Below are 12,983 nucleotides of genomic sequence, written 5' to 3'. Positions count from 1 at the left end.
CAAATGAATGTCGCTCACGTCAGCAATGAATACTGCGCAGTCGATTTTCAATAATACAGGTAAGCAGACAGACGTTACTTCGAAAAATATTGCCAATGTCGGCAATGCGAATTACGTCAAGCGAACCGCCATTCTCGGCACGACCATGGCCGGAGCGAGTATCGTCTCCAATGGCCGTGCCCAGAATGAAAGTCTTCTCAGGCAGACGATCTCCAGCGCCTCGCTGGCCACCGGTCAGAACACCGTTCTGACCGGCCTTGAGGAGATGAAGAGCATTTTCGGCGGCAACAATTATGAAAGTTCGCCGTCTACCTACATGAAGGAATTGCTGAAGAGCCTTAGCGGTTACGCCGCCAAGCCGAGCAATGCTGCCCTTGCGGCGACGGCTGTGACCTCGGCTGCGGATGTCGCCAGTTCCCTGAACAAGGCGTCTTCCGAATTGCAGGCGATGCGTCTGCGTGCCGACAAGGAAATCTCCCTTCAGGTCGACAAGCTGAATGGCCTGCTTGCAAAATTCGAGGAAGCCAATAACGAGGTCAAGGCGCAGACGGCGATCGGCGGTGATCCGAGCGATGCCCTTGATCAGCGCGAGACCTTGTTGAAGGACATTTCGTCCATCATGGGCATCAATGTCGTCAATCGTCCAAACAATGATGTGGCGCTTTATACGACGGAAGGCGCGACCCTGTTTGAGGTCGTGCCGCGCAAGGTCACCTTCAAGGCACAGCCGGGCTACGATGCGACGACCACGGGCAATGCGATCTACGTAGACGGCGTGGCGCTCAAGGCCGGCAACGGCAGCAACACGACAGCGGAAGGGTCGCTGCAGGGTCTGATGCAGGTTCGCGACGATCTGGCGCCGACCATGCAAAGCCAGCTCGACGAAATCGCCCGCGGCCTGATCAGCATGTTTGCCGAAAAGCCGATCACGCAGCCGGCGCCGCCCGCGACGCCCCTGACGGCGAAGCCTGGCCTGTTCACATGGGCGGGAGCAACGGCAACAAGCGAGATTCCTCCCGCTGGCGTTTTCGTTCCGGGACTTGCTGCCAGCATTAACGTCAACTCCGCGTTAATTATTTCGAAAGGTGGAAACCCGGAATTGTTGCGCGACGGCGGCATCAACGGTACCGCTTATATTGTCAATACCACAGCGACGGGTGGAACCGGCTTTTCCAACCTGATCGACAGCTATGTGACCGCATTCGACGCGCCCATGAGTTTTGCCGCGTCGACACGTATCGATACGAATACCAGCATCCTGAAATACGGCACCAACTCGATGGGTTGGCTCGAACAGGAACGGTCCGGTGCGACTTCGGCGAACGAAGCGAAAAGCGCGCTTTATGAGCGCTCCGCCGCCTCCTATTCGAACAACACGGCGGTGAGCCTGGATGAGGAGCTGTCGCTGCTCATGGATATCGAGCAGTCTTACAAGGCAGCCACCAAGCTGGTGACCACAGTCGATGAAATGCTCAAGTCCTTGATGGACATGGTGAGGTAAAAGATGAAAACGTCCTTCATTTCATCGCTGGCGATGCAAAACAGCATGCGCAGCACCATCCTCAAGGCCCAGCTTGAGATGACCAAGCTCAATACCGAACTGACGACGGGCAAGCATGCGGATCTCGGCGTCACGCTCGGCGCCAATACGGCCCGCAGCCTCGATCTCAATCGGGATGTGGAGCGGATTTCTTCGCTTGTCACGGTCAATTCCTTTGCCACGCAACGTCTTGAATCGTCGCAGACGGCATTGGATGGCATGGCAAAGGCTGCCCAGGAGATCCTCGGCGTTCTGGTGCCGAATACGAGCAGCGCGCAGCCCACGCTTGCCACCGTCAACCAGAAAATTACCAATGCGCTCAACAATTTCACCAGCTTCGCGAACACCGCTGTCGATGGCGAATATCTGTTTTCCGGTACGAATACGGATGTGAAGCCGGTCGATGACTACTTCGCCGATGGTTCGACGCTGAAGACCGCTTATAATGATGAGCTGAACCATTTCATGGCGACGCAGACGCCGCCGGTGGGCAGCATCGCCAACCTGTCCAAGGATCAGGTCAACGCCTTCATGACCCATATGGAAGGCGTATTCAACGGCACGACGACGGTCACCAACCCGCCGCATGGCAGTCTCACCGCCGGTCAGAACGTTGATTTCTGGACGACGTTCGGCTCCAAGGCCAGCGACACCAACATGACGAGCCGGATCAGCCAGAACGAAGTGATCGAGACATCGACCAACAGCAATTCGCAGGGCATGCGTTATTTCGCGATGACGGCAATGACGGCGATGACCTTCCTCGACGACAAGGTTCCGAGCGGCGTTCGTGAAGCTGTCGCCACCCGCGCGGTTACGACGATCGGTACCGCGATCGATGGTTTGAACCAGCAGGCCAGCGGCCTCGGCCTCTCGCAGGAACGCGTCAAAAAGTCGAACGACTCTTTGGCCGCGCAGAAGAAGATCATCGAGACGCATCTGCTGGATATCGAAGGTATCGATACCTACGAAGCGAAGACCCGTCTCGACCTGCTGCAGCAGCAGATCGAAATCGCCTACAGCCTGACATCGCGTCTGCAAAAAATGAGTCTGGTGAACTACCTCTGATGAACAGGGGTGGCGGCAGATAAAGGATACATGAATGTACCAGTTTTCCTACGCCGAAATCATGGAGGATGGTGTCGCAGACGCGAAAGATCGCGAGCGACAGGCGTTGACCAAATCGATCGAACTGCTTGTGGAGGCAAAGGATAGTTCTTCCCAGCGCCATACGATCGAAGCACTTTTTTACACTCGGCGGGTTTGGATCCGCTTCATTGAGGACCTCAAGCAGCCGGATAACCAACTGGCTATGGAACTGAGGGCCAATCTGATCTCGATCGCGATCTGGATTTTGAAAGAGTGCGAACTGATCCGGAAACGTCAGTCGACGAATTTCCAGGGCATAATTGACGTGACAACCATCATCAGGGATGGACTGAAATGAAAAGTACACTTCGAATCTCGCTGAAATCTGGCGAAAAGATTTTCATCAACGGCGCGGTCTTGCGGGTGGATCGCAAGGTGGCGCTCGAATTCCTGAACGATGTCACGTTCCTGCTTGAAAACCACGTGTTGCAGCCGGAGCAGGCGACAACCCCGCTGAGGCAGCTTTATTTCATCGCACAGATGATCCTCATCAACCCGGAAGGGCGTGAACAGTCGACGAACATGTTCCGCAAGTCCGTTAGCATGCTGCTGAACTGCTTCCAGCATGATGAGATATTGGCGGAACTCAAGCGGATCGACGGGCTGGTTGCCTCGGGCAAGGCTTTTGAGGCGCTGAAGGCTATTCGCGGTCTTTATCCGACCGAGGAAAAAATCCTCAACAATCAGGAAATGACCCCCGCAACGATCGAACAGATTCGCAAGGAGATCGCACCATGGCGGTAGATGCAGTCACGTCGGCAGCCTCCAATCCCTGGGCTAATGCCGGGGCGAGCAGCAATGACAAGAGCGCGGCCTCGCTGAATTACGACAGCTTCCTGAAGCTTCTCATCGCCCAGATGAAGAACCAGGATCCGACCAGCCCGATGGATGCCGGCCAGCAGATGTCGCAGCTGGCAAGCTTCTCGCAGGTCGAGCAGACGATCAAGACGAACACCCATCTGAAGAGCATGCTGCAGGCGGAAGCCCTCACACGCGCTTCCGATCTGGTCGGCAAGACGGTCAAGAGCGCCGATGACAAGGTCACCGGTGTGGTGAAGGAAGTCGAGGTCTATTCGGACGGCGTTGTCGCCATTACCGAAGCTGGTGACAAAGTGCTGCTGCAGGCCGGTGTGAGCTTCTCGAACGGCCCGATCGCGACTACATCTGATGGCGATACCGATTCGGATAAGCCTGCCGGTTCGTGATAATGTAGGGGCGGTATGACACCGCCCTTCTGGAATAAAGGATGCGACGATGAACGAGGCCGATGCGCTTGATATCATGCAGGCAGCAGTCTGGACTGTTCTCGTCGCGGCCGGTCCGGCCGTTCTGGCTGCCATGATCGTCGGTGTCGCCATTGCCTTCATACAGGCCCTGACCCAGGTTCAGGAAATGACGCTGACGTTTGTTCCTAAAATCGTGACGATCATGCTCGTCCTTGGCATTGCCGCCCCCTTTGTGGGTGCGCAGATCGGCCTTTTTTCCAATCTCGTCTTTTCGCGCATCCAGTCCGGCTTCTGACATTTGTGCGCTGCGGATGCCACCCTCGCGCAAGCTTCAGCGGCTAGTGATAGGCTGAAGCATCGGACCGAATTGCGCGCGTAATTTCGAAAAGCCGATGCCGCGAACCGTGCGGCGGCTTTTCCGTCGCCCTTCTCATGAAGAGACAGGACGATTTTATGGCGCAACCACCAGTCATCTCCTTGCCCAAAGTAAGTCCGAGCATGCGTGATGTCGGTTTCGCATTGGGCATCATTTCGATCCTTTGCGTCCTGTTCCTGCCCATTCCGGTCTTTCTGGTGGATATCGGACTGGCGTTTTCGATCGCACTTTCCGTCCTTATCCTCATGGTGGCGCTCTGGATTCAGCGCCCGCTGGATTTCTCGTCTTTTCCGACCGTGTTGCTGATCGCGACGATGATCCGCCTGTCGCTGAACATTGCGACGACGCGTGTCATCCTTTCACATGGCAATGAGGGAGCGACGGCGGCGGGTGGCGTGATCGCCGGTTTCTCCAGCCTCGTGATGTCTGGCGACTTCGTCATCGGTCTGATCGTCTTTCTGATTCTGATCACCGTCAACTTCATCGTCATCACCAAGGGTGCGACGCGTATCGCCGAAGTCGGCGCGCGCTTCACGCTCGATGCCATCCCCGGCAAGCAGATGTCGATCGATGCGGATCTGTCCGCCGGTATCATTGATGAAAAGGAAGCGCAGCGCCGCCGCCGTGAGCTGGAAGAGGAAAGCTCGTTCTTCGGTTCGATGGACGGTGCCTCGAAATTCGTCCGCGGCGACGCGATCGCCGGCCTCATCATCACCGCGATCAATGTTTTCGGCGGCATCATCATCGGTTATTTCCGTCACGGTATGCCCATCGGCGAAGCTGCCGACGTTTTCGTCAAGCTTTCGGTCGGTGACGGTATCGTCTCGCAGATCCCGGCCCTTATCGTCTCGCTGGCGGCGGGCCTTCTGGTGTCTCGCGGCGGCACAGCCGGCTCCACGGATCAGGCTGTCGTCAATCAGCTGAGCGGTTATCCTCGCGCTTTGATGGTTTCGGCCATGCTGATGGGGCTTCTTGCGATCATTCCGGGCCTGCCCTTCCTGCCCTTCATGTTCCTGGGCGGCATCATGGCTTTCGGCAGCTGGTATATTCCGCGCCAGGCCGAGGCCGAAAGCGCCCTGCTGCGCCAGGAAGAAGCGAACAAGGTTTTCCAGACCAGCGAAGCGGAGAAGGATTCGGTCAAGCAGGTGCTGAAGACGTCCGAAATCGAACTGGCGCTGGGCAAGCAGGTTTCGACACGGCTTCTCGGCGCACATCAGGAACTGGCCTTCCGCGTCGGCAAGATGCGCAAGAAATTCGCAAGCCAGTACGGTTTCGTCGTGCCGGAGATCAAGGTCTCCGACGACATCATGATCCCGGAAAAAGCCTATCAGATCCGCGTCCACGGCACGACCATCGCATCGAGCAATCTGCGTGTCGGCGATGTTCTTGTCGTGACCGGGGCAGGGCGCAAGCCGAGCATTCCCGGCGACGAAATCCGCGAACCTGCTTTCGGCATGCCGGCCGTCTCGATCCTTGAGACCTTTACCGAGGATCTGAAGCGCGAAGGCTTCCACCCCATTGATAACGTCTCGGTGGTGCTGACGCATCTGAGCGAAGTCATCCGAAACAACCTGCCACAGCTCCTGTCCTACAAGGACGTCAAAATCCTCATCGACCGGCTTGATCCCGAATACAAGAAGCTGGCCGACGAAATCTGCTCGTCGCACATGTCCTATTCCGGCCTGCAGGCGGTTCTGAAACTGCTGCTTGCCGAACGCGTGTCGATCCGCAACCTGCATCTCATTCTGGAAGCGGTTGCCGAACTTGCGCCGCATGTGCGCAAGACCGAGCAGATCGTCGAGCATGTGCGGGTGCGCATGTCGCAGCAGCTCTGCGGCGATCTTGCCGACAATGGCGTGCTGCGCGTCCTGCGTCTCGGCAACAAGTGGGACATGGTCTTCCATCAGGCGCTGAAGCGCGATCAAAAGGGCGAGATCGTCGAATTCGACATCGATCCCCGCCATCTCGAAGAGTTTTCCGAGCAGGCGTCGAAAGTTATCCGTGAATTCATGGATCGCGGACTGCCCTTTGTCCTTGTAACCTCGCCGGAAACGCGGTCCTATGTGCGCATGATTATCGAGCGACTCTTTGCGACCCTGCCGGTTCTTTCACATGTGGAACTGGCGAAGGGGCTGGAGATCAAGATCCTGGGCGCCATTTCATGATAACCGACCCGCAAGGGACAATTATCGCATTGTTCCTTGCCATTTGCCGTATCGGCGCCTGTTTCATGACCATGCCGGGCTTTTCCAGCTCGCGTATTTCGCCGCAGATCCGCATGTTGCTATGCGTCGCAGTGTCCATGGCGCTTCTGCCGATCCTTTGGGATTCGATCTACCCGAAAATCTCCGGTGCAAGCCAGGGTACCGTGGTCGGCATCATCGCCTCGGAGATCGCCATCGGCGCGATGTATGGCTTGATCGCGCGGTTTTATACGCTCGGTTTTCAGTTCACCGGCGCGCTCATCGGCAACTCCATCGGTCTCAGCGCTCCGGGTGGTGCGGATGTCATCGAGGACGTGCAGGAAAACCAGATATCCAACTTCATCACCTTCGGTGGTTTGCTGGTGCTGTTCATGCTGGATTTCCACCATATCGTCCTGAAGGCGCTGGTGGATTCCTATACCGCTACGCCGGTCGGTGCGCTTATCAGCGGCCAGAAAATGCTGATCACGCTCACCGATACGCTGCGGGCGACCTTCTCCATCATGCTGCGGCTCGCCAGCCCCTTCGTGATCTACGGTCTGATGTTCAACGTCGCGGTTGGTCTCATCAACAAGCTGGCGCCGCAGATTCCGGTTTACTTCATCTCGACGCCTTTCGTTCTGGCAGGCGGTCTTTTCATGCTTTATTTGTCGGTCGCGGCCCTCATCCGTCAGTTCGTGGATGGTTTCGGCCCGGTCTTCATCGGTTTTTGATCTGGAGAAAGCCATGGCTTCGGACAAGCGCTCAGCAAAACTCAAGCGTCTGGTAACGGTCCAGCGCCACATGGAAAAAATGGCCGAGGTGGAGCTTGCCGATACCACCCGCGTGCGTACCGAAGTGGCGCAATCCATGGACAACGTGCTGGAAGCCATGAGTTCCATGGAGCCGGTGCATCAGACGTTTTCCAGACATTATTCGGATCGTTACGGCCGCCTTGTCGTCAAGGACCGCCAGCTTGCCGGCGTGCAGCAATTGCAGGAAAACAAGGTGCTGAAGGAAAAGACCAAGGCCGATCGGCTTGAGGACAGAATGCATCTTGCCCGCGATCTCGAGGATCGCGAGGCCGACGACAATGCAATCTATGATCTGCTTGAAATGACAAACGCATCCCGGACACCAGCCTCCAGCAAGGTTGGCGATCCATAGTCCGTTCCATTGTTGCATCGCGGGCGTTCGAAAGACGTCTCCGGCGATGTTTCTTGATTGAACGGACGTGTCGGCTTTCCATGCCACACGTTCGTCAGCTCGGGAGATCGGGACGTGGCGATATCGGTTATAAGTGATCTGGTGATGGATGTGGTGCGCGCTGCGGACCCCCAGGAAGTACAGATCGCCCAGGAAAAACTCAAAGCGAACAAGGCGGCTTTTGCCGCAACCAGCCTTGCAGATGCGGGCAAGGGCTTTGGCGCCGCCGTCGATATGCTGGATGGCGCCTCTTCGAAGGCGGGCCTGGGCGATACCAATATTCGCTCGGCGCGCACGGAGATTCCTGAAACCTACCGCAAATATGAAGCCTCGGTTCTCCAGACCTTCGTTGCCAACATGCTGCCGAAAGACAGTGAGGAAGTTTATGGCAAGGGTAATGCCGGCGAAATCTGGAAAAGCATGATGGCGGAACAGTTTGCCGACACGATCTCCCGAAATGGCGGCGTCGGCATTGCGGAGCAGGCCTACAAGGATGCGTTGCGGAAAGCCGAAAGCAAAGGCATCACCGACGTATCGATGAATGAAAAAGACCATAATGCTGCAATTCGGATGGTGGCGGAGTTCGAGCGGCAGGTCCTCGGCGTTTCCAATGATAAAACGGACGAGGCTTGAGAATGAAAAACCTTAACGAGGAGACAAGCATGGACCTTATGTCGAACGACCACCGTATCCAATCCGTTCTCGGCCGCCTTGAGATGATCATCGACAATGAGAACGATAATATCGGTAAGGATCCGCAATTCGACTTTAAGGTTTCCAACGCCCATAAAAGCCGCTGCCTCTATGAACTCACCATGCTGTTTCGCGACACACCGCGCGAAGACATCGCCGGTGGTTATCTGGAGCAGGTAAAGGGCATCAAGTCCAAGCTCGCAACCAATGCCAGCCGCGTTGAGGCGCATCTGAACGCTGTTCGTGCTGTTGCGGACCTGCTGAAGAACGCGATCCAGGAAGCCGATACGGACGGCACCTATTCGCAGGAACAGTTCATGTACGGTGCCGCCTCCTGATGTTGAAGCTTCTTCTCACCGGCGTCTGGGTTTGCGCCGTCACGCTCGGCGCGGTGTATTTCTCCGTCCAGATGGCGACGGCGCCGGGAGATGAGGCGGGCGCGAAAAAGACCAATCTGCAATTGGTCAAGGGTGAAAGCATCACCATTCCCGTCATCAATGATGGCGGGGTGAACGGCTATTTCCTCAGCCGGATTTCGCTGCGCGTCGACAAGGACAAGATGGCGAAGATCGAGCTGCCGGCAACGCAGCTGATGACCGACGAATTGTTCACCCTTCTGGCGGGTTCCTCCATGGTCAACATCGCCAATATTTCCACCTTCGATCCCGAGGCCTTCAAGCAGCGCATCCGTGAGGGGCTGAACAAGAGGCTGGAAGACGAGGTGGTCGAGGATGTGCTTATCGAACAGCTGGATTATCTGTCGAAGGCCGATATTCGCGAGCAGAACGGCAATGGCACACCCCGTTCGGTCAAGATCGTCGAGGGCGAGAAGGCCGAGGGCGGAAAAGAAGCGGCCGCCGCGCCCAGCCACTGATGTCGCAGTCTGCGGCTCACGCGTCCGCCAACAGCCGGTTTCCCGGTCTGGTTAACCGTTCCTTTGCGCGAGCCCGAATATTCGAGCGATTGCTTTCAGCATAACTTCAACCAGCACCTGTATAAACAGATCCATGAGCCGCCGTCCCGCAACCATGCGCCGGATCGGTGGCGGTGGGTTTGGCATTCGGGGGTTGGCAATGAGTTTCGCGTCAGGTTTTGCGCGGCCGGGATCGCAACGGAATATCCACGGACTGCGTGTCTGTGATCTCGACTGGAATGGGGCGCTGGAACTGGTCAGCGGCCGGGCTTCGGCTTGCGAAGGGCACACGATGCTCTCCTTTCTCACCATCGATAAAGCCAGATTGTCTCTCAAGGATATTGCTTACCGCGAGATTCTCGAAAGCTGCCTGCTTCTGCCGCAGGGCAAGGCGATGAATGCCGCCGCCCGTGTGGAAAATGGCAAGCCTCTGCCTGTTGTCATCGATGGTGTCGCTTTCGTCATGGCGCTTCTGACCTATATGGCGGTGCCGAAACGGATCGGCGTTGCCGGCGACGATGCGGCGCAGCTTAGTGAAGTGCTGGCAAAGCTGCGCGCCCACGCGCCATGGCATGATTTTGTGATGCTGGGCCGGGACGCCTCCGGGGTGAAGGTCGATATTCTGCTTGCCGGCATGAGCGGTGAAAATCAGGAGACATGGTTGCACAGGACCGTCAGCCGTCAGGACGTGCGCGTCGCAATCGCGGTCGGCCCATTGTTCAAGGTGCTGTCGTCCGAAGTGGCGGGCATGCCGGAAATCTTTCGCAAGCTGCATATGAGCTGGCTCTACAGCCTCTGTGCTGAACCGTGGCACATTGCGCTCGGCAAAGCTGAGACGGGTTCGCGAAGCCCACGTTAACCATTTGTTTGCCACGATCCTTTAACCTCTCGTAAGGTTTTGACAGTCGCCCGTTGCGGGCGGCACCGAGCGTGGCAGACGGCTTCAGATGGTTGATAACAGTCCGGATATGATGGCGATCCGCCCCGACGAGGACGATGTCGCCGTACTCCCGTCGCAATGGCGCAGACATTGTCTGCGGCTTTTGACTGCTGGTTGCGTCGTTGCCGCTACCGTTACCGGCGCGGCCCTTCCGTTGCTGCTGATCGATTCCGGCTTTCGCGGATATGTTTCGCAGGCCCGGATCGAGGTCACCCAGTCGTCCTATGATGCGCCCGATGCGACGCGCTTTCTGGCGATGGCGCGACGCACCCTGTTATCTCCCGCCGGGCTTGACCGGATCAGCGGCGATCTGAAGCTGAAACCCGCCGATATGGTGGGCGTTCGCAATCAGGGTGAGCTTGGCCTGCTCGTCGATCTTTTGACAGGCGCGGACGCACGTTCGCTTTCGCCGCGAGAAGCATTGAATGGCGCAGTGGGTGAGGCGATTCGGCTGGAGCTGACGCCGGATGAAAATACGCTGATCGTGACTTCGAAGGCCGCGACGCCGGAAGGCGCGATGCGGCTGACCGATTATCTTTCCATGCGGGTCATGGCGGATGGCAAGGCCGGCACCATGACACCCGCCATGCGTGAGACCGAGCGAGCAAGGACAAGACTGGACGAGGCGGAAGCGGCATTGAACGGCTTCCAGATGCGCCATGGCGATGCCGTTCTCTCTGATGTGCAGCAGCTCGAACAGCAATTGCGTGAGGTGAACGACAGCCTTGCGGGCAGCACACAGTACCAGCAGTCGCTTCAGGCAGATTTGACGGTAGCCTCCGCCCTCAAGCCGAATGATGTTTTGTCGAAGCCTTTGCCGGCCGGCGCGGCTTTCGCAGCGCTTGAGGATATCAGGCAGAAACACGCGACCGCCAGCATGACACTTGCCAGTGTCTCGGTTGATTACGGTCCCAAACACCCTCGCCGCATCGCCGCCCAGAATGCGGTGGATGCCGTACAGGCGCTGGCGGCTCCCGCATTGCGCCAAGTGGTTGAAGGTTTGCGGGTGGATGAAAAGCGCATCGCCCAGGAGATTGCGACCGCGAATGGCGAGCGTAAGAAGCACCTCGACCGCTTAGAGGCTCTGGGCGTCGCCCCCGGTGAGCTTTCGCGATTGCAGGCTGAGCTTGAGACAGCGAGAAATGCCTATCTGGAAGCGAGCGAGCGCCGTGAGCTGTCCTCTTCCTCCACGCCCGCCATCGAAACCCGCCTTGCAAAGAAGGCTGGACCGGGCGAACTGTCGCGTGATCTGACGCAGGCGGCGATGATGGCAGGTGGCGGCGGCCTGATCGGTCTGCTGGGCAGCCTTTATCTTCTGAGCTATCGTCGCTATGACGAGGAGCAAGAGGACGCGCTGGCCGTCGAAAATGAAGCGCGACTTACCGCTTCCATGGATGGGCCGGAGCAATCGCTGCAATTTTCCGAATTCGAGCAAATTGAGCCGGCGGTTTTCGATGATCTGGAAGTCCTTGCCGCAGAAGATTACGTCCAGCCTGAAGACGCCTTCGCAGACTATTATGCCGAAGCTGCAAATGATGCCGATGATATGCCGCTGGACGAGCGCGTGCGGCAGGTGCTGATGGGTAACCGAACGGTCAGAAGCGCCACTCAAATGTCATCGGAGCTCCCGCCATTGCTCAGTGAAGCCCTTGCCGGACACTTCGATCATGAACAGGCCGAAGCCGAGGAGTTGGCGGAATTGAGACGCGAGCTGGCGCATCTAAGAGAGCGTCTCGCCGATTACGCCGATCACCAGGACGACTACCGCAAAACTGCCTGACGAGGCTGCATTTTTGCTTGCATTCCTGCAAAGGGGGCACCATACGGGGCCAACGTAATCCAGCAGGAGCAAGACGCATGGCAGTTGTGATTGACGGGAAGGCGAAGGCGGCTTCGGTAACGGAGGCGGTCCGCATATCGGCAGAAGCGCTTGAGACGGAGAAGGGCGTGAAGCCCGGTCTCGCGGTTGTCATCGTCGGTAATGATCCGGCCAGCCATGCTTACGTGAACTCCAAGAGCAAGATGGCCAAGCAATGCGGCTTCAACTCCATCCAGCACACGCTGCCGGAAGAGACGACGCAAAGTGAGCTTCTGAAGCTGGTCGGCGAACTGAACGCCGATGCCTCCATTCACGGCATTCTGGTGCAGCTTCCCCTGCCGAAACACTTCAATTCCGATGAGATCATCCAGTCGATCCTGCCCGAGAAGGACGTAGACGGCCTGAGCGTGTTGAACGCCGGCAAGCTGGCGACCGGCGATCTCGCCACCGGCCTCATTTCCTGCACGCCGGCCGGCGCCATGCTTTTGGTGCGCAGCATTCACGGCGATGATCTTTCGGGCCTGAATGCCGTCGTCATCGGCCGCTCGAACCTGTTCGGCAAGCCGATGGGCCAGCTTCTCCTGAACGCCAATGCCACGGTGACGATGGCGCATTCGCGTACCAAGGATCTCGCCACCGTCTGCAAGACGGCCGATATTCTCGTGGCGGCCGTTGGCCGCGCGGCGATGGTCAAGGGCGACTGGGTGAAGCCAGGCGCAACCGTCATCGATGTTGGCATCAACCGCATTCCGGCTCCCGAAAAGGGCGAAGGTAAGTCGAAGCTGGTGGGTGATGTCGCCTTTGACGAGGCAAGCGCCGTTGCCGCTGCCATTTCGCCCGTTCCGGGCGGTGTCGGCCCGATGACGATCGCCATGCTGATGGCCAACACCGTCATCGCCGCTTATCGTTCGCTGGGCAAGACAGCGCCGACGTTCTGA

At 57.7% G+C, this 12,983-nt stretch carries 15 protein-coding genes; all 15 read left to right on the top strand.

What is annotated here, in order from left to right; genetic code table 11:
* The first annotated feature begins 7 nt into the window (after nucleotides 1–7).
* The 15 genes from flgK to folD all read left to right on the top strand — a co-directional run bounded on the left by flgK (nucleotide 8) and on the right by folD (nucleotide 12,983).
* A complete protein-coding gene (gene flgK, locus FCH38_RS05580) occupies nucleotides 8–1,501 on the top strand; it encodes a flagellar hook-associated protein FlgK (protein ID WP_174373088.1) in 1,494 nt (497 codons plus the stop codon).
* 3 nt (nucleotides 1,502–1,504) lie between these two features.
* Nucleotides 1,505–2,608 (top strand): flagellar hook-associated family protein, encoded by a 1,104-nt coding sequence (locus FCH38_RS05575; RefSeq protein WP_149898578.1) that lies wholly within the window; start codon nucleotides 1,505–1,507, stop codon nucleotides 2,606–2,608.
* Between the two features lie 34 nt (nucleotides 2,609–2,642).
* The gene (flaF, locus tag FCH38_RS05570) at nucleotides 2,643–2,987 is read left to right on the top strand and encodes a flagellar biosynthesis regulator FlaF (protein WP_045021979.1); all 345 of its coding nucleotides are present in this window, start codon (nucleotides 2,643–2,645) and stop codon (nucleotides 2,985–2,987) included.
* On the top strand, nucleotides 2,984–3,433 hold the full coding sequence (gene flbT, locus FCH38_RS05565; RefSeq protein ID WP_046800601.1) for a flagellar biosynthesis repressor FlbT: 450 nt from the start codon (nucleotides 2,984–2,986) through the stop codon (nucleotides 3,431–3,433). The genes flaF and flbT overlap by 4 nt, the downstream gene beginning before the upstream one ends.
* Entirely contained in the window at nucleotides 3,424–3,894 is a 471-nt protein-coding gene (gene flgD, locus FCH38_RS05560) for a flagellar hook assembly protein FlgD (RefSeq protein WP_153513180.1), read from the top strand. Before flbT ends, flgD begins: the two co-directional genes overlap by 10 nt.
* A gap of 49 nt (nucleotides 3,895–3,943) precedes the next feature.
* Nucleotides 3,944–4,210: a flagellar biosynthesis protein FliQ gene (fliQ, locus tag FCH38_RS05555; RefSeq protein WP_046800603.1), complete on the top strand. Its 267-nt coding sequence runs from the start codon at nucleotides 3,944–3,946 to the stop codon at nucleotides 4,208–4,210.
* Nucleotides 4,211–4,368: 158 nt separating this feature from the next.
* Nucleotides 4,369–6,456, top strand: a complete 2,088-nt coding sequence (gene flhA, locus FCH38_RS05550; protein WP_153513181.1) for a flagellar biosynthesis protein FlhA — start codon at nucleotides 4,369–4,371, stop codon at nucleotides 6,454–6,456.
* Nucleotides 6,453–7,208, top strand: a complete 756-nt coding sequence (gene fliR / locus FCH38_RS05545) for a flagellar biosynthetic protein FliR (protein ID WP_153513182.1) — start codon at nucleotides 6,453–6,455, stop codon at nucleotides 7,206–7,208. Before flhA ends, fliR begins: the two co-directional genes overlap by 4 nt.
* A 13-nt stretch (nucleotides 7,209–7,221) precedes the next feature.
* Entirely contained in the window at nucleotides 7,222–7,641 is a 420-nt protein-coding gene (locus FCH38_RS05540; RefSeq protein WP_046800606.1) for a hypothetical protein, read from the top strand.
* A 114-nt stretch (nucleotides 7,642–7,755) separates the two neighbouring features.
* Nucleotides 7,756–8,313 carry a rod-binding protein gene (locus tag FCH38_RS05535; RefSeq protein ID WP_046800607.1) on the top strand — a complete coding sequence of 186 codons (558 nt, stop codon included), beginning with the start codon at nucleotides 7,756–7,758 and terminating at the stop codon, nucleotides 8,311–8,313.
* A 29-nt stretch (nucleotides 8,314–8,342) separates the two neighbouring features.
* Complete coding sequence (locus tag FCH38_RS05530; RefSeq protein ID WP_046800735.1) at nucleotides 8,343–8,711, top strand: hypothetical protein; 369 nt, start codon at nucleotides 8,343–8,345, stop codon at nucleotides 8,709–8,711.
* Nucleotides 8,711–9,247, top strand: coding sequence for a flagellar basal body-associated FliL family protein (locus tag FCH38_RS05525; RefSeq protein WP_174373087.1), 537 nt, complete (start codon nucleotides 8,711–8,713; stop codon nucleotides 9,245–9,247). Before FCH38_RS05530 ends, FCH38_RS05525 begins: the two co-directional genes overlap by 1 nt.
* A gap of 199 nt (nucleotides 9,248–9,446) precedes the next feature.
* Entirely contained in the window at nucleotides 9,447–10,145 is a 699-nt protein-coding gene (locus FCH38_RS05520; RefSeq protein ID WP_174373086.1) for a WecB/TagA/CpsF family glycosyltransferase, read from the top strand.
* Between the two features lie 88 nt (nucleotides 10,146–10,233).
* Complete coding sequence (locus FCH38_RS05515) at nucleotides 10,234–12,006, top strand: GumC family protein (RefSeq protein WP_174373085.1); 1,773 nt, start codon at nucleotides 10,234–10,236, stop codon at nucleotides 12,004–12,006.
* Nucleotides 12,007–12,083: 77 nt separating this feature from the next.
* The gene (gene folD, locus FCH38_RS05510) at nucleotides 12,084–12,983 is read left to right on the top strand and encodes a bifunctional methylenetetrahydrofolate dehydrogenase/methenyltetrahydrofolate cyclohydrolase FolD (RefSeq protein WP_174373084.1); all 900 of its coding nucleotides are present in this window, start codon (nucleotides 12,084–12,086) and stop codon (nucleotides 12,981–12,983) included.

The organism is Agrobacterium tumefaciens (genome assembly GCF_013337285.1).
GTDB classification, from domain to species: Bacteria; Pseudomonadota; Alphaproteobacteria; order Rhizobiales; family Rhizobiaceae; genus Agrobacterium; species Agrobacterium burrii.
Note: the sequence above shows the minus strand (reverse complement) of the source record. Positions and strands in the feature narration are given on the sequence as shown.